The sequence below is a fragment of the Allohahella sp. A8 genome (assembly GCF_047946665.1).
In the GTDB taxonomy this organism is placed as follows: domain Bacteria; phylum Pseudomonadota; class Gammaproteobacteria; order Pseudomonadales; family Oleiphilaceae; genus Allohahella.
The window spans coordinates 1448995-1467330 of the sequence record NZ_CP172312.1 but is presented as its reverse complement, the minus strand read 5'-3'; the positions used below and the strand labels follow the sequence as shown (position 1 = coordinate 1467330).

The window sequence follows — 18336 nt, the reverse complement described above, 5'->3', positions numbered from 1 at the left end:
CCATCAGTGATATCAGGAGCGGTATTTTATAATGAAGAATCAACAGACGTCTCCCGCCTATGCTGAAACGACGTCAGAAGAGGGCTGGCTCACCCTGGTGGGGCTAAGTGAGGCGGGTTGGGCCGGTCTTGCTGAAGATGCGCGGGCCGCTGTACTGGGAGCTGAAGTACTCTTTGGCGGCGCGCGCCATCTGGCCTACGTGCCGGAAGTCGACGGTCAGGTGAGGAAAGCCTGGCCGTCTCCAATCCAGCCAGGCCTCGAAGAATTGATGACCTATGCCGGCCGGCCTGTCTGCGTGCTTGCAAGCGGCGATCCCTTCTGGTTCGGTATTGGTGCAACATTGTCCCGCTATCTGCCTGCGGGCGCCATGCGAAGCCTGCCGGGCCCGTCAGCGTTTTCGCTGGCGGCGGCGCGGATGGGCTGGCCACTCCAGGATTGTCATTGTTTCTCTGTCGTAGCTCGCGATATTGATCGACTCCGCGCCGTGCTATCTCCAGGGCGCCGACTGCTGGTTCTGAGTGAGGACGGAAACAGTCCTGCCAGGGTTGCACGCTTGCTGGTGAGCGCGGGCTATGGTGACAGCCAGATGGTGGCACTCCAGTCGATGGGTGGTGCATCAGAAACACGCTGTGAACGCACTGCCAGCGCCTGGGGAGATACCGCGGTGCATAAGCTGAATACCCTGGCGATCGAGTGCCGCAGCAGGCTCGCAGGGCATGGATGCTCCCGGGTGCCGGGGAGGGACGAGAACGAATTCACTCACGATGGGCAGATCTCAAAGCGCGAAATTCGCGCGGTTATCCTGGCCTATCTGGCGCCAAGAGGTGGCGAGCATCTATGGGATCTCGGCGCTGGTTCAGGCGCAGTGTCGATTGAGTGGCTGCTGGCAGATGCCGCCAATACGGCTACGGCCGTAGAGGTAAAAGAGAAGCGCGTTGCTCAGATCATGGCGAATGCGCAGTCCTTTGGCGTAGGTCATCTGCAATGCATAGCCGGGCGCACGCCGGCGGCGCTCAGCGGGCTTGTGAAACCCGACGCAATCTTCATCGGCGGCGGCATTACCGAAGCGAAGCTCTTGGACCTGTGCTGGCAGGCGCTTTCCGCGGGCGGTCGCTGCGTTGCCAGTGCTGTGACGGCAGAAGGCGAAGCCGCGCTCATCGCTGCAAGGGCCCGCTACGGTGGCGCTCTGGTTCGGCTCGCTGTGGAAAGATCCGAAGCGCTGGGCCGCTTTACCGGCTGGCGTCCGCTGCGCACCATCACCTTGTGGCACGCCCGGGTGGCGCGGCCAAAACAGGCCGATTTTTATTCCGGAAATCCGATATGACCATACACTTCATTGGCGCCGGTCCCGGTGCGCCAGATCTTATCACCCTGCGTGCACGTGATCTCATCGCACGCTGTCCTGTCTGCCTCTATGCCGGGTCCATAATTCCGCAGGAGATACTTGCTCATACCGCGGCCGATGCAGTACGCCTCAATACCGCTGGAATGACACTGGATGCGATCATTGACGCCATGCAGAAGGCTCACGAGCGTGGACAGGATGTAGCGCGCCTTCATTCCGGCGACCTGGCAATTTATTCAGCAGTGGCTGAGCAGCTACGGCGCCTCAGGGTGCTCGGGATTCCGTATCAACTCACGCCAGGCGTGCCGGCTTTCTCTGCAGCGGCGGCTGTATTGGGGCTCGAGCTAACGTTGCCTGAGGTGGCGCAGACGCTGGTGCTTACCCGCACCCAGGGCCGCGCTTCCGCCATGCCGCCAGGAGAAACCCTCGAGGCCTATGCAGCGACGGGTGCCACCCTGGCCATTCATCTCTCCCTGCATGCTATCGGCGAGGTCCTCAAGCGTCTGTCGCCGTTCTATGGTGGAGATTGCCCGGTGGCCATCGTCTTTCGTGCAACGCATCCGGACGAGCAGATACTGCGCGGACGGCTCCACGACATTGCAGCGCAGGTGGACAGTATTCCCGAAAAACGTAGCGCGCTGATTTTAGTGGGGCGGGCATTGGGTGAGTCAGGATTCCGCGACAGCGCACTCTACGATCTACGACACCAGCGGCTGTTCCGTGCGGACTGATCCGGACCAGGCAAATCGCTCAAGCAACTGGAGCGTCGGCGAGCAATGCCTGTCGCAAAAGTCTGGCATCCAGGCGCAGGATCAGCTGTGAGAGCGTCTCGTCTGCTTGCCGGGCCGTCTGCAATATCCTCGAGAGCAGTTGGAGTCTGGCTTCCACATCGGCTGGCGACAGGCCCGTCAATAGCGTGTTTGCTTCTTGAGCAGGATCAGCGCGATCATTGACGATGAGATCATATAAGCCCTCTCGAGCCGTCAAGGTGAGTGGGCTGGTCAGTGGATGCGCACAGCCTTTGCCGCAGCCTGATATATGGATAGTCAGTGCACCATCGAAGAGTGCGGGCATAGCACGGGCCCAGCCAAGTGCATCTGTTCTAGTGCTGCTGCTGCCCGACTTGCAGGCGGGCGCGCCTGGGCAGGCGGTGGCCGAGAGGCGGGCGTCATCTGGCTCTGTAATGAGCCCCAGCGAGTTCAATGCACCAGCAAGCTCAGCACCCGCGCCGGGCAGTAGAATCTGTCGCCAGGGCGTCAGTCTCAACTGCCCGGCAGCGTGAGTTTCCGCAAGATCAGCCAGCGCCTGGGCAGTTCCCGCAGATAGCTCTCCAAAGGGCACCCCTGCACCGAACCAGCCGTTATGCGCACCTATTACTGTGCCTGGATCTGGACCGAGCGAAGGATTTGTAGCAAAGGGCGTATCTGAAGGCTGCAGCCAGGGTGCGACCACAGCCTGAAACTCGTGCAGGGGGACCTGTCCGAGTACGTGGAGCAGGCGTCTGCCTGGCGTGGGCAGCGCGCTATTACGCTCGATAAAATGATGAGTCAGTGCGAGTAGCGCCTTCACTGTATGTTCTGGCGCACATAGACCAAGCCGCTTTGAGCTGTAGGCTGTACCCGCCACTGACAAGCGGTATCTGAGCCCATCAGGGCTCATTATGGCGTCAGCGCGTATATCAGCGTCTTCAGCTGCCAGGTGGGCAACACCGCCGCCATTGAGTAGCAGGCGAAACTTCGTCGGCAGAGCTCGGAAGGCGGTATCCTTTACCATTGCCTTGTCTAGCGCCAGCGCCAGGGGCCAAGGGTCCGCGAGCGCGTAAGGGTCCAGGTCTGCCGCCGGAGAACTGAGGGTGTTCCGTGAGGCCTCAGCCTCAGCGGGTGCTACTGCCAGACCCTGTGCTATCAGGGCAGCGCTTACGCTCGCATCAGTTTCAGGAGCAAGACTGCGGAGTTGCAGATTACCGCGCCGGGTGAGCTCCAGTACTGCCTGACCATGTTGCGCAGCAAGCGTCGCAATAAAAGCCAAGTGCTTCGCCTGGAGCCGCCCGCCAGGCACCCGCACTCGCGACAGCAGACCGTCTCCAGTTGACATCGATGAACCCACGCCGGGGCATGTGCCACGGCGATAAGGGCGGGAATGGAGATCCTGCATCAAAGACGTTTAGCCATAACTGACTGGACCGGGCACTAGACTTCGTCAGCCACGCTGAACCGGGAATGCCTTGCGCCAGCCTTGCCCTCTAGAAGCGCCTTGATCAACACCACATCCAGCAACATTTCTGGGATGAACTTCAACTGAAAGCCTGCCAGGATATCCTGAATGTCCGACTGCTGCCCGGCCTGCACGTCGATTCGGCCTAGCGGCCAGCTGCGGACATGGGCCTGTGCGGCATCGACCAGCCGTGAGCGCCTGTCACGGTACTCCTGCGAAACCACTTCCTGGCCAACGAGTCGCCAGGCGCTATCGAGGAAGTCCGGCCACTGCGCGATGCCCCGGTAGTAAGAGGAGACCATCGGATGCCCGTGATCCTGGCGGATTCTCTCGAACAGCGCTTGCAGCGCAGCATCTGCCTCAGCAGGGTCGACCAGCTCCACCTTGCCAGTGCCATCAGCGATGCCTCGTGGCAGATCAGCTATTTCGTTGAGGGAGAACGCTGCATTGCCCAGTCTATCGCCAAAGGCACATTCGTTGAACGCCGCTGAAATAAGCAGCAGCTTCGGTAGCACATAGTGAATGGTATCGTTGAAATCGATCAGCTTATCGGCATTCATGATGCCGGATACGCCTAGCGAGGTGGTTGCAGGCGCTGCATCCAATACGGCCTTCTGCCGAAGATCGTCTGCCGCGCGTTCGAAGGCGACAGAGCGAACCACAGGCTTGACCGCCCGCCAGGCCTGCTCCAGAAAGTCAGGATAATTTGCAAGCGTCCTGAAAAGCTGATTGACGATGGGTACCCGAAGCGACTGCTGAATATCCTCATATATCGCCTGAAGGCAATCATCGACCTGCTCCATTGTGAGATCAGGCAAGTCTGCAGCCAGTTTCAAACCACGCTCGGTGGCGTCTTCCGTTTGCTTATCCATCAATATTCCCCAGGTGTCTTGGAGTTTTCTACGCCGCCACTGGCAGAGGGGGTCACCGAAATGTCGTCGAGCAGCACTCCGCAACAATCGCGGCCACCAAGGCCGCTGAAAACGAGCCGCTCTTCTGCCGCACTCGCTTCAAACTCAAGCGTGCCGCGCAGCCAATGATCTGAACCTGCGTTGGTAACAGCAATCCTCTGCTTATGCTCAGCTATGGAAATGCCGAGCGCAAGCCCCTGGCCCGCATAATCATGCCGCGCGTAACTGAAATCTACTGTATAGCGTCGTCCGATCGTCAGGCCTTTGAGCACCTGTGAAGCCTCACCGGGGGCGTGGCCGTTCAGGTCGAGATGCTGAAGTCCACTTGCGCCTTTGCCAAGGCCACGATGGCTGTTGAGATGCAGACTGATTGAGCCGCTCTCTACGGTCCAGGCACCGAAAGTCGTACCCGCTGAGAAATCCCGCCATTCACCGCTACCATCCTCGCTAAGCGCTGGATACTCAAAGCCACCATCGATAATCAGGTCCTGCTCGTCTGGCTGGGTGTCCGGCGGCGCGAAGTGAAAGATTCTGGCCTTTGATGGCACGCCGGCATCGTCTATGAGGAAGAGCATGTAAAAGCCGGGCGTAGCCAGGCGGCTATTGTCCGGCAGTGCTATTTCCAGCTCGTTGGGCGCAGTAGCGGTAAAACCCAGCTCGAGAAACCGCTGATCATTGTTGAAGGAGTGCGTGACTGCACCAGTCTTGAGCAGGGTCACCCTTGCGATAGGCTTTGCCGACTCATAACTCAAGCCTAGGGTTCCGCCGTAGGTGAGGCTTTGTGTGCCAACCGCATAGGTCGGGCGCGGCGCCAGTGCCTCACCGTCGAACAGATACGGCGGCTTGAAAATCTGGGCATTGAAGTTCCTGAGCTCCTTGCCATTAACCCACGGGCCAGGCGAACCGCCACCCCCACTCAGCACGGTGGCATCCGGCAACAGAATGGCCGTCGAATGATACAGCCTCGCATGTTGTTCAGCCGCAAGCACGCGCCAACTATCCGAGTCCGGATCCCATAACTCAGCATGCAAGGCCGGACCTTCGCTATCCAGCAGGTTGTTTCGATGAGCACCCCCGGTCACGAGCACCCGCCCATCAGGCAACATTGTGGATGTTGCCCAGTGACGCTTATAGTTCATCGGGGCAGCTGGCTCGGTGACAACTTTCAGGCGCTCACTCGCCTCGCTCTCGGGGACGAACGATAGCTTAGTCGCCTTGTTAGACCCATCAATATGTTTTTGAAGATCCGAAGGCGCACCACCGCCCACCTGTAGAATTCTGTCGGGACGGTACATCAGAGCTGTGGATGTTGCACCCTTGTTATCGCCATTGAAGGCGCCTGCCATCTGTATGGCACCATCGCCCTCATGCTCGATAAAGAACATCGCAGGCCCGCTCAGGTTGAAAATCTGGCCATTTGACAGTACCCAGGATCGCGGGTACCACCACTCGTTGAAGCCGTTGTCGTAGGCCAGTTGGCTGGTGGCGCCGAAGAGACTACGCCAGCCTTTTTCACGATTGTAGACCTCTGGCGTGATGATACCCGGGCCATCAACGCCGACTGCACTGCCACCCTGAACAAGCACATCACCATCCGGCAAGGTGGTATTCGTTGGATACCACCGCGGAAACGCCATCTTCACGCCACCGTCAGTCATGGTCTTCAGCGCGCCGTCAAAAAGGGTGGTGTTAGGATTGGCCGCGATGCCCCCCGCATTGTTATCACCGCCTGACATCATGACTTCACCTGTCGCAGGCAGGACCACCTGCGCCGCACAGAACAGGTCCGTGGGGGAGTGGTTGGGCAGCAACTGGTGCGCCTCAGGCCCAGTGCCTTTTGCTGGGTCCCACAGGTCATAATAGAGGCCGCCCATCTGGTTGCCCGCCTTGTCCGTTCCGAAGCTCAGAACATGTCCCTGAGGCGTGAGCACACTGTGGATCGGAATAATATTCCAGCCGATGGTCGGCCCCCATTGCCCCTCCACATCGTTGCCCCAGGCCTGAGCGGCATGTATGGAAATAATGCCAGAAATAGCGGCCGCCAGTAGTTTCTCCATTGCCTTCACTGCTGTTCTCCCTTATTGATTAGCGTATCTGTCTGTTGCGGCTATCTGAAAATCCTGTCAGCCGCTGCGATGTCCTGGGCGATTCGTTGCGTGTCGATACGGGTGCTGAGATAGCGCTGAATAATTCGACCACTGCGGTCCACCAGGAACAGGGTAGGGCTGTGATCGATCTCCCCGCTCTCAGGCGCCTCGACAACCTGTACCCTCATCTTCCCGAGCAGGTCGCGCAAGGTGTGTTCATCCCGAGTCGTACTGAACTGCCAGTTCGTGAAGTCAATACCGAAGCGTTGCGCATAGGCCTTGATGGTTTCGGGAAAGTCTGTGGTGGGATCCACCGAAACGGATACAAACTGCACCGACAGCTTCAGCGCATCCGGCAACAGCTGCTGAATGCGCGTGAGCTCATAAGTCTGGGTAGGGCAAATCGACGAACAGCCGGTATAGAAGAAGCTATACAGCACCGTCTGCCCATTGTAATCAGCCAGCGAGAAAGACTGCCCCTCGTGGTTGATCAGCCTATGCTGCCAGGGATATGACGAGGTGGAGTCGGTGCCCGAGGGGCTCGCAGCTGCTGCGGAGTGAGAACTGAACAAGAGAAAAAGAACGAACACAAAACCGGGATTCATCAATTGCCTCTTCAATTTTGTTGGGATAGGCAGAATGCTGAACGCTACTGAAACAGGCAGGCACGCTCGCGGGCGTGGCCCCTCGGATCAGGCGCAATGCGCGTGCGATGTATGTAAAACCTGGGCTACTTCTACTGCGGTCTTCGGGGGACTTCTACTGCGGATTATCGGTGTCTTTCAGCAGTACATTCACTGCGGCGAAAAACACCAGCAGACCGGACCGGAGATATCGATCTTCCGGCCTAGGCTGATTGGACAAAGCTTACGGGAAGTCGGGGGCTTTGGATAGCAAGGATACTGAATTTATTGGAATTTTATTTCGCCACGGTCCTGGCTGTACAGTTTTCGCACCCAATCAAGCGCCGCACTGTCACGCCAAGGTTCTATCGCTTCACGCATGATCGATTTGTACTCCGGCGCCCGGTAAACCGGGTGCTGATCAGGACAGGCCAGCGGGGCGAGCAGTGACGCTGCCGTGATATCAGCAGCCGTGAATTGATCACCGGCCAGAAAACGATGACCGCTATTCAGCCGGGCCTCCAGCCATTCGATTTCATCGCCGATTCGTTTGCGAGCACGGGCAACCCCGGCCTCGTTAATCTTCAGCTGGCGCTTCAGCGACCATTTGATGAGTGGAAAACTATGCCGTATCACAAAGGCCTGCCCAGCGCTCGCGTGGTCGGTCCAAAGCTTGACGATATAGTCGTCACCCTCGCCAAACCCTGCGGCATATAAAAAGCGGGCGACATCCCGACCAATCTTGTTGAATCGCGCTTCGACAGCCATGACCTCGTCCCGCAGCGCCGCAGGAATCAGATCGAGGGGCCCATGATGAGTTTCCAGCCAGTCCAGTATGCGGGCACTGTCCTGAATGGAGGCTTCGGGGGTCACGAGAATAGGTACGGTGGTCTGCTTGCGTCCACCCATACGCAGTGCAGGTACAATGTGGAAGACTGGCGTCATACAAACTTCCCGGTATGGCAGTTTCATATGATCCAGGCTCCAGCGGATCTTCTCGCTGTAGTGCGACATGGCGAAGGTATAGAGGGTGTAGTCCGCTTTGGTCATCAAGTTTGTCTCAGCTATGTAAAATGGAGGAGGCTAAGGCCTTACGAAGCGTCTTTCTTCTGCTTCTTCGCCACCTTCTTTTCCTTGGCCGTCATGGCAGGCTTTTTCTTTGTTTCCTTTACGCTTCTCTGTTCTTTGCTCATTTCCATATCCTCGAGTTGACCATGAAAAGGCGACTGCGCCCCGTCCTTTCAGTGTAGTTGAATTCGCCGAGCGGTAATATCTAAAGCGCATTAGCGGTATAATGAGCGGAACTAGCACGAGCGACATCATGACCGACAAACAACCGAATAACCCGCTGCACGGCATCACCCTGGAGCAAATCGTGACCCGCCTTTCCGAGCATTTCGGCTGGCCGGGCCTTGCCGAGAGAATCAATATCAACTGTTTCAAATCCGAGCCGTCCGTAAAGTCCAGCCTGAAGTTCCTGCGGCGTACGCCTTGGGCGAGGGAGAAGGTAGAGCAGCTTTATGTGAGGACCTTCTCGCAGATTTGACAACTTTTGACAGTTCAATAATTGAACAGTTGTTACAGTCCGTTTACATTGCTTTACAGTTCGTAAAGGGTTTGCCTCTGCGACGATTAGCCAACCAAAGGGACTGCTCATGACAAGCGCTTGCCGGATTTGTTCCGTCGCTGTAGGCATTTTCAGCGTCTTCTCCCTTCCAGCTCTAGCGGCCCTGGTCGATGTGCAGATAGACGGTAGCGTCGCCTACTTCACTTATACCTCGCCTGACAAGGTCGTGAGATATGACATGGCAGCGGAAACCTTTCTGCCGGAGATCGCGCTCTCGGGCATTCCTCGTGCCATAGCGGTCGAGGACGGGCGCCTGGTTATCGGATACCACGACAACGCTGATGTGATAGATACGACGACACTGAAAAGCACCTTCCTTACCTTGACCGAGGGCGAACTTAGCGAAATCGAGATCGTCAACAGCGTGGCCTATCTAAATCTGGGCGAAAAGGGTCTGCTCAGTGTCGGCCTTGATCCCAATACAGCGGCAACAGGTGTCTTACTGCCCTCGAAGGGCACTGCGATCATTGGCTCTGATCTGCAATCGGCCGTCTTCATGCGAGCGACGGGCACCGATCCTTCGGACATCGGCAAGATTCGGGTAACGGATGCCGGCACCGTCATTAGCTCGATAGAAAGCTTCTATCAGGATGAACTGCCGCAAGCCTCTTCGCTGTTCATTTTTCCAGAGCAGGACCGTCTGTTGGATAGTGCCGGCGTGCTGTACTACACCCACGATCTGAGCTTTGCAGGGCAGATTACCGGTACGGCCGATGATGTCGCCTTTGGAGACGGTTTTATGATCGTGCTGCGGGCCGATCAGCTTGTACGCTATGACAGCGAGTTAAAAGAAGTGGCTACTATCAAACTCGAGGCAGTGCCGGCCTCAATAGGGCAGGCCGCCAACGCTGTGTACGCCTTTTATGATGAGGCTGACGCCATACGGGTAGAAAAGGTGGAGCTAACTGCGCTGGCCGCAAATTAAAGCCCTACCGCGGCTCGGCATGCCTTGCCCTCAGGCTGTATTCGGCAGGCCATTTTCTGGTAATCTGATCGGCTAACCCAACATCAAAGAGGCCGCGGTTGCACATGAAGACACCAGATCGAACACTGAAACAGAACTCGAGCCAGGGGCGCGAGCAGACTGCATCAGTCGCTTCAGACTGGACGCCTTCGAGCTGGCGCGACAAGCCGGTCCTGCAGCACCCGACCTATAACGACGCGGAAGCGCTCACGGCGGCCGAGGCCGCCTTGCGCAAACAGCCGCCTCTGGTGTTCGCGCAGGAAATCCGGGATCTCAAGGCGCAGCTGGCCAATGTGGCTGAAGGCAAGGCCTTTCTCCTGCAGGGTGGCGATTGCGCGGAAAGCTTCAGGGACTTCACTACCCAGGGTATCCGCGACACTTTCAAAGTGTTCCTGCAAATGGCCATCGTGCTGACTTACGCGGGAAAATTGCCGGTGGTGAAAGTAGGGCGTCTGGCCGGACAGTTCGCCAAGCCCAGATCAGCCGATATGGAAACGGTGGACGGGCAGAGCCTGCCAAGCTATCGCGGTGACATCATCAATGCCGCCGAGTTTACGCCCGAGGCAAGAATTCCCGACCCGATGCGTATGCTCACTGCCTATCACCAGTCAACGGCCACGCTCAACCTGCTGCGTGCCTTCGCCAACGGCGGCTTCGCCGATCTGCACGAAGTTAGCCGCTGGAACCTGACCTTCCTCGAAAACAATCCGCTGCGTGAGCGCTATGAGCAGGTTGCCCATAACATTCGTGATGCTTTGGCGTTCATGGAGGTGGTTGGCATCAACAGCCAGAATACGCCGTCGTTGCACCGTACCGACTTCTACACATCGCATGAAGCACTGCTGCTGCATTATGAAGAAGCGCTCACCCGGCAGGACTCGCTTACTGGTCGCATGTATGACTGTTCGGCTCATATGGTCTGGATCGGCGAGCGAACCCGTCAGCTCGACCACGCCCATGTCGAGTTCTTCAGAGGTATCGAGAACCCGATTGGCGTGAAGATCGGTCCGACCATCACGCCCGAGGAATTGCTGGCACTGATCGAGGCGCTGAACCCTACCAATGAAGCAGGCCGACTCACGCTGATCAGCCGAATGGGCGCCGACAAGGTGCGCGATCGACTACCAGCGCTGGTCGAGGCTGTACAGAAGTCAGGCCACAAGGTCGTGTGGTCATGCGATCCGATGCACGGCAATACACAGCAGACCGGCAGCGGCTTCAAGACCCGCTCTTTCGATAATATTCTCAGCGAAATCCGTAGTTTCTTCACAGTTTTGAGCGAAGCGGGCGCCTGGCCAGGCGGTATACATCTCGAGATGACCGGTCTGCACGTGACCGAATGTGTTGGTGGTGCTTACGCCCTGTCCGAGACCGATCTGCAGCAACGCTACATGACGCAGTGCGACCCGCGGCTCAATGCCGACCAGGTGCTTGAACTGGCTTTTTGCGTAGCCGGTTTTTTTGCTGAAGATACCCTGTCAGTCTGAACCCTGTCGGTGCCTTCGGCGTAGTTAGACTGAGTTCGACGCACATGGATATGTGCGTCGCCTTTCAGTTGTAGCTACCCGAGGCATCGTTGTTATGGAAAACCTGGCTCTCAGCAGTCTGGATGCGTTACTGCTCGCCAGAATTCAGTTCGGCTTCACCATCGCGTTCCACATTATCTTTCCAGCCTTTTCCATCGGCCTGGCCAGTTACCTGGCGGTGCTCAATGGGTTGTATCTCAGGACTGGCAAACGAATCTATATTCAGACCTTTCGCTTCTGGCTGAAAATCTTCGCCGTGGTGTTCGGCATGGGTGTCGTCTCCGGCATAGTCATGAGTTACCAGTTCGGCACCAACTGGAGCGTCTTTTCAGACAAGACGGGCCCTGTGCTTGGCCCACTGATGGGCTACGAGGTCCTGACAGCCTTCTTCCTGGAAGCAGGCTTCCTCGGCGTCATGCTCTTCGGTGAAAAGCGGGTGGGGCCCAGACTGCATTTTGCGGCCACCCTGATGGTCGCAATCGGCACGCTGATTTCTGCGTTCTGGATCCTGTCGGTAAACAGCTGGATGCACACGCCGACCGGCTACGGCATGAATGAGGACGGCCAGTTCATTCCTGAGGACTGGCTTGCCATCATATTCAACCCGAGTTTTCCCTATCGATTTCTGCATACAGTAACCGCAGCCTATCTCACCACGGCCTTTGTCGTCGGCGGTGTGGCAGCATGGCACCTGCTTCACGACAAACGCAATCGACCGGCTCGACTGATGTTTTCGATGGCGATGTGGATGGCCTTGCTGGTAGCGCCTGCCCAGTTGGTCATCGGAGATTTTCATGGCCTGAATACGCTGGAGCACCAGCCTGCCAAAGTGGCTGCCATGGAAGGCACCTTCGAAAAGCATGAGGGTGGAGCGCCGCTCCTGTTGTTTGGTATCCCGGACATGGAGGAAGAGACTACCCATTTCGCCATTGGCATTCCCTATCTCGGCAGTCTCATTCTGACGCACAGCCTGACCGGAGAAGTGCCCAGCCTGCTGGATTTTCCAAAGGATGAGCGGCCGAACTCGAGCATCATCTTCTGGACCTTCAGGGTGATGGTTGGCATCGGCATGCTGATGATCGCGGTCGGGCTGGCTGCTTTCGTGCTGCGCCTGCGCAAGCAACTGTTCGATCATCGCTGGCTGCTGAAACTCTCTGTAGCGATTGCGCCGGCTGGCTTTGTTGCGGTCATTGCTGGCTGGATCACGACCGAGGTGGGTAGGCAGCCCTATACGGTTTATGGGCTGCTGAAGACTGCCGACTCGGTGTCGCCCATAGGGGCCCCAGGAGTGGCTGCGTCTCTACTGGCTTTCATTGTTGTGTATTTCGTGGTCTTCGGCGCTGGCACCTTTTATATCGTTCGGAAAATGAAGCATCGGCCGAGCCTTCACGAGAAAGGCGTCGAACGCGGCACGCCGGACAGGGCGTCAGGCGTTACACCAGCAGCGAGCATGCGGCCCGATGAGGTTATCGATGAACGCGAGCACAGGGAGTAGATAGCGATGGATCTGGCATTGATATGGGCCGGCATACTGGCCTTCGCAGTTGGCATGTACGTTGTACTCGATGGCTTCGACCTTGGCGTGGGCATCCTTTTCCCGACCGGTTCGGCAGGCGAGAAGGACATCATGATCAATACCATCGCTCCGGTCTGGGATGGCAATGAGACATGGCTGGTGCTTGGCGGCGGCGGACTGTTTGCGGTATTCCCGCTGGCGTACGCGATCATCATGCCGGCGCTGTATATGCCGCTGATCATCATGCTGCTGGCGCTGGTGTTTCGCGGCGTCGCCTTCGAATTTCGCTTCAAGACCAAGCGTGGCCGCTATATCTGGGACTGGAGCTTTTTTGCCGGCTCTTTGGTGGCCGCGCTCATGCAGGGGCTGATGCTCGGGGCGATTCTGCAGGGTATCAAGGTCGAGGGGAGGGCCTACGCTGGCGGCTGGTTCGACTGGCTGACACCCTTCAGTATCTTCTGTGCCTTCGCGGTGGTAGCGGGTTATGTGGCGCTGGGTTCGACCTGGCTGATACTGAAGACCTCGGGGCCGCTGCAGGACAGGCAGTACCGAATCGCAAAGCTTTCGGTTTACGTTTTGCTCGGCTGTATTGGTTTCGCAAGCGTGTACCTGCCATGGGCATTCGAATCGATCCAGCTGCGCTGGTTCAGTTTTCCCAACACCATCGTGTTTATATTGCTGCCAATCTTTGCAGCCTATACAGCCTGGCGACTACTCAAGGCCCTGGCCCTGCGATCAGAAAGGCTGCCTTACTTCGCCACGATTGCCCTGTTCATCCTGTCGGGTATGGGCTTCGGCATCAGCATCTTTCCGTACATGGTGCCGCACTCTGTGAACATCTGGCAGGCCGCTGCGCCGGACGACAGCCTGCTGTTCCTGCTGGTTGGCAGCGCTGTACTGATCCCGATGATATTGGCCTATACCGGTTATTCCTACTGGGTGTTTCGCGGCAAGCTGGACAAGGCCAACCTCTATCATGCCGACCATGTCTGAGCGCTGGCGCCGCGGACTGTGGTTCCTGATGCTTTGGGGCGGCGGGGTTGCCGCCCTGCTGGGGATCAGCTGGCTGATCCGCTTGGGGATGGGGCTGTAAGCAAGCGCAGCTCACGCTCTTCAGGCGCATCCGGTTCTTCTTCAATCACCTTGATCGGCCGCCATTGACTGATCAGCAGGAAGGCCTGAGGCACGAAGAAGAACGAGATGATGGTCGACAGGATAACGCCGCCAGCAATTACCGTGGCGAACGGCGGCCAGAACCCCCCATCGGACAACAGTAGTGGCAGAAATCCGCCGAAGGTGGTGATGGTGGTCGAGCTGATATGTCGCGTCGTCTCCATGACGCCACGCGCGACCGCCGTACGATCACCTTTACAGGCTGAGCGGTCAAGGCGCAGCGTTGATATGATAATGATTGCTGCGTTGATGGCGACGCCAACGGTACCAATGATCGCTATGATCGATATGAACCCGAACGGATAGCCAGCCAGGGTAAGGCTTAGCATACCGAGTCCCGCCGCTTGTACCGCCACGATCACGACGATCGCCGATAGCCTGAAGCTCGAGAACGTCAGCACTATCGTTGCAAGCATGAGCACAGAAAGCGGCAGCACCTTTGCCAGCAGATCACCCACGCTATCACTTCGCGCCTCTGCATCGCCGCCCCACTGCAGGGTATAGCCCGGGGGAATTTCAAGCCCCTGTTCCTTCGCCAGCTTTTCAAAATGCCTGACGGCCGTTGAGGGCAGGGTGCCAGCCTGAACATAGCCCTTGATAGCATTCACTCGTTCGCCATTGAAGCGCTCAATACGGCTGGCTGATGGTTCGAGGCTCAGATCACCTAGCGCTGAAAGTGGGGTGGCGCGGAATGTCGGGTCCGACTGTCTGGCGTTGGTGTCAGGCGGCCCCTGGCGGGCAGCGAGGGCCGGTAGAATGCTCAGGGATGTCAATTCTTCGAAGTCCGCACGTGCCTCATTGTTCAGCAATACCCGTATGGGTAGCTGTTCGGCGCCCTCAACGATACTGCCGCCCGAGACACCACTCAGTTCGTCGTTCAGGGTGGTGGCAATGTCGGTCAGGGAAAGTTGTGCCTGTCTCGCGGCGTCTTCGTCGGCGTTCAGCCAGAGCTTTGGCTCGCCACCACTCAGGCTGGCAAATGTATGCGTAATCTCGGGCACCTGGGAAAATAGCCGGCGGGCATGTTCGCCGATTTCCTGAAGGGTTTGCATATCTGGGCCTAACACACGGAGTTCTATGGGCGCCTGGGTGGGCGGGCCTTGCAGGATCTGCCGAACGATCACCTGGGCGTTAGGCAGCGCCTGACCGAGATCTTCCTGTATGCGGCGCATCTGCGCTTCAATACCCGCCAGTGATGTGGTTTCGATCATTGCTTCAGCAAAATTGGACTGACCATCCTGGTTCTGCAGCAGGTTGTAGTAGAACGCCGGTACCGAGCTGCCCGCAAACCAGTCGACGCTGACAATATCCTTTTGCGCGAGCAGATATTCATTGGCCTGCTCGATGGCATCCACCGTCAGGTTGACAGGTGACTGTGGTGCCAGACGCATCTGAATGTGAAACTGGTTTCGATCGGCATTCGGAAAAAACTGCTGCGGCAGTGTCTGTATACAGACGATGCCAATCAACGGGAGCACCATCGAGCCGACGATGGAGACCACCGGCGCTCTGAGGCTGGCATCGAGCAGGCGACTGAATGCCGCGCCTAGCCGTGGCATGCTCAGACCAGTTACCAGAAAGGGTGCTTCGCGCTCACGACCGATATACGGCTGCACCTTTGATGGCAGGAAAAACCCGCTGAGCGCTGCGCCGATGGAAATTGCGAGCAGATAGGAGACAACGAGCGCGATGATGACCGACCACGCGAGGGGGCCGACGAACTCTCCCGCACCACCCGGCATGGTCGCTATCGGCATGAAAGCAATAATGGTTGTGAGGGTCGAGCTCAACAGCGGGATCCACAGTCGTCGTATCGAAATCCTCACGGCTGCCAGGGGCGTGAGGCCATCGAGTAGCCGTCGTCTGATCGCATCGGTCATGACAATGGCAGCGTCCACAAGCAGGCCAAGAGCGACAATCAGCCCGGTAATCGACATCTGGTGAATGGGAATGCCGAACAGGTTGAGCACGAAAAGAGCGCTCAGGGCGGTCAGCGGAATAGCGGCAGTGACAATGAGCGAACTGCGCCAACCGAGGGTGAAGAACAGCACGGAGCAGACCAGCACGATACCGAGCAGGATATTATCGGTCAGTATGCCGAAGCGTTCGCTGGCATAGGCATTCTGATCGAAAATGACCTTGAGCTGTATGCCTGCAGGTAAGTCCTTGCGAAAATCATCCAGCGCCAGGCGTGTTCGATCGGTCCAGTCACCGATTCTGGCTGGGGTCATCATGCGTGAAGCAACGACCACACCTGGCTCACCTCTGACAATCGCGAGGCTATCCGGTGGCTGTTTCAGCTGACGTCGGACGGTGGCAATGTCGGCCACCCTGACAATTGCGCCACTGCTATCCTCGTGAACGGGCACTTCGGCCAGTCTGGAGAGCGTGTCGAGTTCGCCACGCACTTCCAACAGGTATTCGCTTTCGCTGCCTCTGAATACGCCAGCTGCGATCTTGGCGTCAGACGCGGCAATCGTGCGGGCGATATCACGCTTTCCCAGTCCCAGTGATTCGGTTACTGCCGCATTGGCTTCGACGACGACCTCCTCTTCAGGGGCACCATAGAGCGCTACCAACTCTGTGCCAGCCACCTTTCGAAGACGGTCCTGCAACTCCTGTGCAAGGCGCTTGACGATAAGCAGATTGGGTTCGCTGGCAGCATCCCAGGTCAGCGCGGCCATGAGCGTATAGGCGTAACCTCGATCGTCGTTAAAGAGCGGGGCGGACGCCCCGGCAGGTAAAAATGGTGTGACTTCATCCAGCGCGTCGCGAATGTCAGCGAATGGGGGCCCGTTATCGGTTACGGCATCAAGCAGTTGAACCGTAACGCTCGAGAGTCCAGCACTGGACACCGAGCGGATCTTGTCGACCTGGGCAATCTCACGCAGCTTGTTCTCGATTTTCTCCGTGACCAGGCGCTCCACACGCTCGGCGCTAGCCCCAGGATAAGTCGTCAGCACCAATATATTACGCTTGAGAACCTTGGGGTCTTCCTCCTGCGGCATGGTGAGCACCGCGCTCAGACCAGAGACCAGGATGAGTATGATCGTCAGTATCAGTAATCTGGTATTGGTGAAGAAAGCGGTCACTGTATTGCTGCCTCGGGCGATGAGGCGTCAGGTGCCACAGTATCAGGCACTTGAGCATCCGAAAGCGTAGAGCGGTTGACGACCTCGACACGCTGCCCTGGCACGAAACGCATGGTGGAATCGGCCACCACCAGGTCGCCGTCCTCCAGCGTGCCGCGCACATAGATCTGCCTGGACTGCACCGCCAGCACTTCGACATCCTTGCGAACCAGCTCATGGACCGAGTCTGCTGGGGCTTCTTTCGCCTGGCCGCCGTTACTGTCGTCAACTGGCACGGCCACGTAAACCGACCACAAGCCACGCAGGCCTTCGTTCAGGGCATGGGCAGGCACCCAGATGCCGGTTTGTCGCTGGACCTCATCGAGTTCGAGTCGGACGAGATCGCTGGGCACGAAGCCTGGATCATTCTCGATCCGAAGTATGGCGGTCAGTGTGCGAGTACCCGTATTGACGTCCGACACAAGGGCTGTGACGGTGCCTTCAGCTTCAAGGCCGCCTGCGGTCAATCTGAATTTCTCGCCTTCGCTCACACGCTTCCTGGCATTGACCGGTACGCCGATGCGGGCTTCGAGTGCTCCACTCTGATTGAGCCGCAGCACCGGCTGGCCGGCCTGAACGACAGAGCCTTGGTCGACGAATCGCTGCAGAATCTGTCCGGCGAAAGGCGCGAATAGCGTACTGTCTTCAAGATCACGTTCAGCCACGCGAATGTTCGAGTCTATGGCCACTATGCGAGCACGGAGGCCATCTCGCTGAGCCCTTCGATCATCGAGATCCTGCTGATTGGCGAAGCCTTTGCCGATCAGGTCCTGTACGCGACGCAGGCTCGACTCCGCTTGCTGAAGCGTGGATTCAGCTTCGTTTCGCTGGGCCCTCAGCTGATTAAGGTTTTCTTCGGCACGCTGCGTATCCAGCCGAGCCAGGGCCGCGCCGGCCTTGACCTGACTGCCCTCATTGACGAGCAGCTCGACTACCTCGCCAGAGAGCTGAAAGCCCAGATCGGATACCTGCCCAGCTGCTATTCGCCCTGCGTATTTATGTGTCGCTACGAAACTATCCTGCTCATGAACCTTGACCACACTCACCGGCAGCGGCTTGGGTGACTGTGCCACTTCCTCCGAGCGTACAGCGTAAAGTGAGCCACCAAAAAAAACACCGACGGCTATCATCATCAATAGCACCAGCGTTCGAGAACCATAATGCGTCAGCGCTGAGGGCGGCCGCAAATCAGGGGGTTCATTCATGGTCATTCCTCAGG

The 18336-nt window shown here is 57.8% G+C and carries 14 protein-coding genes; 7 read left to right on the top strand and 7 right to left on the bottom strand.

Features of this window, described 5'->3' with window-relative positions; genetic code table 11:
• The first annotated feature begins 31 nt into the window (after positions 1-31).
• Both cbiE and cobM read left to right on the top strand, forming a co-directional pair.
• Positions 32-1324, top strand: coding sequence for a precorrin-6y C5,15-methyltransferase (decarboxylating) subunit CbiE (gene cbiE, locus ACH3PB_RS06735; protein WP_416398691.1), 1293 nt, complete (start codon positions 32-34; stop codon positions 1322-1324).
• Positions 1321-2076: a precorrin-4 C(11)-methyltransferase gene (cobM, locus tag ACH3PB_RS06730; RefSeq protein WP_416398690.1), complete on the top strand. Its 756-nt coding sequence runs from the start codon at positions 1321-1323 to the stop codon at positions 2074-2076. The genes cbiE and cobM overlap by 4 nt, the downstream gene beginning before the upstream one ends.
• A 19-nt stretch (positions 2077-2095) precedes the next feature.
• On the opposite strand, the gene cobG is transcribed toward cobM, so the two are convergent.
• The 5 genes from cobG to ACH3PB_RS06705 all read right to left on the bottom strand — a co-directional run bounded on the left by cobG (position 2096) and on the right by ACH3PB_RS06705 (position 8230).
• Positions 2096-3439, bottom strand: a complete 1344-nt coding sequence (gene cobG / locus ACH3PB_RS06725) for a precorrin-3B synthase (protein WP_416398689.1) — start codon at positions 3437-3439, stop codon at positions 2096-2098.
• A 95-nt stretch (positions 3440-3534) separates the two neighbouring features.
• Positions 3535-4431: a halocarboxylic acid dehydrogenase DehI family protein gene (locus ACH3PB_RS06720; RefSeq protein WP_416398688.1), complete on the bottom strand. Its 897-nt coding sequence runs from the start codon at positions 4429-4431 to the stop codon at positions 3535-3537.
• Positions 4431-6527 carry a galactose oxidase-like domain-containing protein gene (locus ACH3PB_RS06715; RefSeq protein WP_416398687.1) on the bottom strand — a complete coding sequence of 699 codons (2097 nt, stop codon included), beginning with the start codon at positions 6525-6527 and terminating at the stop codon, positions 4431-4433. Before ACH3PB_RS06715 ends, ACH3PB_RS06720 begins: the two co-directional genes overlap by 1 nt.
• Before the next feature lie 50 nt (positions 6528-6577).
• Positions 6578-7162: an SCO family protein gene (locus tag ACH3PB_RS06710; protein WP_416398686.1), complete on the bottom strand. Its 585-nt coding sequence runs from the start codon at positions 7160-7162 to the stop codon at positions 6578-6580.
• Positions 7163-7465: 303 nt separating this feature from the next.
• Positions 7466-8230, bottom strand: a complete 765-nt coding sequence (locus ACH3PB_RS06705; RefSeq protein WP_416398685.1) for a glutathione S-transferase family protein — start codon at positions 8228-8230, stop codon at positions 7466-7468.
• Between the two features lie 271 nt (positions 8231-8501).
• Between ACH3PB_RS06705 and ACH3PB_RS06700 the strand changes: the two genes are divergently transcribed.
• From ACH3PB_RS06700 to cydB, 5 genes are all read left to right on the top strand, one after another.
• Positions 8502-8726: a VF530 family DNA-binding protein gene (locus tag ACH3PB_RS06700; protein ID WP_416398684.1), complete on the top strand. Its 225-nt coding sequence runs from the start codon at positions 8502-8504 to the stop codon at positions 8724-8726.
• Between the two features lie 109 nt (positions 8727-8835).
• Positions 8836-9732, top strand: coding sequence for a hypothetical protein (locus ACH3PB_RS06695; RefSeq protein ID WP_416398683.1), 897 nt, complete (start codon positions 8836-8838; stop codon positions 9730-9732).
• Between the two features lie 104 nt (positions 9733-9836).
• Entirely contained in the window at positions 9837-11258 is a 1422-nt protein-coding gene (locus ACH3PB_RS06690; RefSeq protein WP_416398682.1) for a class II 3-deoxy-7-phosphoheptulonate synthase, read from the top strand.
• Positions 11259-11352: 94 nt separating this feature from the next.
• On the top strand, positions 11353-12792 hold the full coding sequence (locus ACH3PB_RS06685) for a cytochrome ubiquinol oxidase subunit I (RefSeq protein WP_416398681.1): 1440 nt from the start codon (positions 11353-11355) through the stop codon (positions 12790-12792).
• Between the two features lie 6 nt (positions 12793-12798).
• Positions 12799-13806, top strand: coding sequence for a cytochrome d ubiquinol oxidase subunit II (gene cydB, locus ACH3PB_RS06680; RefSeq protein WP_416398680.1), 1008 nt, complete (start codon positions 12799-12801; stop codon positions 13804-13806).
• A gap of 65 nt (positions 13807-13871) precedes the next feature.
• Here the strand turns inward: cydB and ACH3PB_RS06675 are convergent, their stop codons facing one another.
• Positions 13872-17078 carry an efflux RND transporter permease subunit gene (locus ACH3PB_RS06675; RefSeq protein WP_416398679.1) on the bottom strand — a complete coding sequence of 1069 codons (3207 nt, stop codon included), beginning with the start codon at positions 17076-17078 and terminating at the stop codon, positions 13872-13874.
• Positions 17075-18322 carry an efflux RND transporter periplasmic adaptor subunit gene (locus tag ACH3PB_RS06670; RefSeq protein ID WP_416398678.1) on the bottom strand — a complete coding sequence of 416 codons (1248 nt, stop codon included), beginning with the start codon at positions 18320-18322 and terminating at the stop codon, positions 17075-17077. Before ACH3PB_RS06670 ends, ACH3PB_RS06675 begins: the two co-directional genes overlap by 4 nt.
• Positions 18323-18336 lie beyond the last annotated feature (14 nt).

Coding starts and splice junctions, on each gene's coding strand:
- cbiE (WP_416398691.1), top strand. CDS start 32: ATGAAGAATCAACAGACGTCTCCCGCCTATGCTGAAACGACGTCAGAA.
- cobM (WP_416398690.1), top strand. CDS start 1,321: ATGACCATACACTTCATTGGCGCCGGTCCCGGTGCGCCAGATCTTATC.
- cobG (WP_416398689.1), bottom strand. CDS start 3,439: ATGTCAACTGGAGACGGTCTGCTGTCGCGAGTGCGGGTGCCTGGCGGG.
- ACH3PB_RS06720 (WP_416398688.1), bottom strand. CDS start 4,431: ATGGATAAGCAAACGGAAGACGCCACCGAGCGTGGTTTGAAACTGGCT.
- ACH3PB_RS06715 (WP_416398687.1), bottom strand. CDS start 6,527: ATGGAGAAACTACTGGCGGCCGCTATTTCTGGCATTATTTCCATACAT.
- ACH3PB_RS06710 (WP_416398686.1), bottom strand. CDS start 7,162: ATGAATCCCGGTTTTGTGTTCGTTCTTTTTCTCTTGTTCAGTTCTCAC.
- ACH3PB_RS06705 (WP_416398685.1), bottom strand. CDS start 8,230: ATGACCAAAGCGGACTACACCCTCTATACCTTCGCCATGTCGCACTAC.
- ACH3PB_RS06700 (WP_416398684.1), top strand. CDS start 8,502: ATGACCGACAAACAACCGAATAACCCGCTGCACGGCATCACCCTGGAG.
- ACH3PB_RS06695 (WP_416398683.1), top strand. CDS start 8,836: ATGACAAGCGCTTGCCGGATTTGTTCCGTCGCTGTAGGCATTTTCAGC.
- ACH3PB_RS06690 (WP_416398682.1), top strand. CDS start 9,837: ATGAAGACACCAGATCGAACACTGAAACAGAACTCGAGCCAGGGGCGC.
- ACH3PB_RS06685 (WP_416398681.1), top strand. CDS start 11,353: ATGGAAAACCTGGCTCTCAGCAGTCTGGATGCGTTACTGCTCGCCAGA.
- cydB (WP_416398680.1), top strand. CDS start 12,799: ATGGATCTGGCATTGATATGGGCCGGCATACTGGCCTTCGCAGTTGGC.
- ACH3PB_RS06670 (WP_416398678.1), bottom strand. CDS start 18,322: ATGAATGAACCCCCTGATTTGCGGCCGCCCTCAGCGCTGACGCATTAT.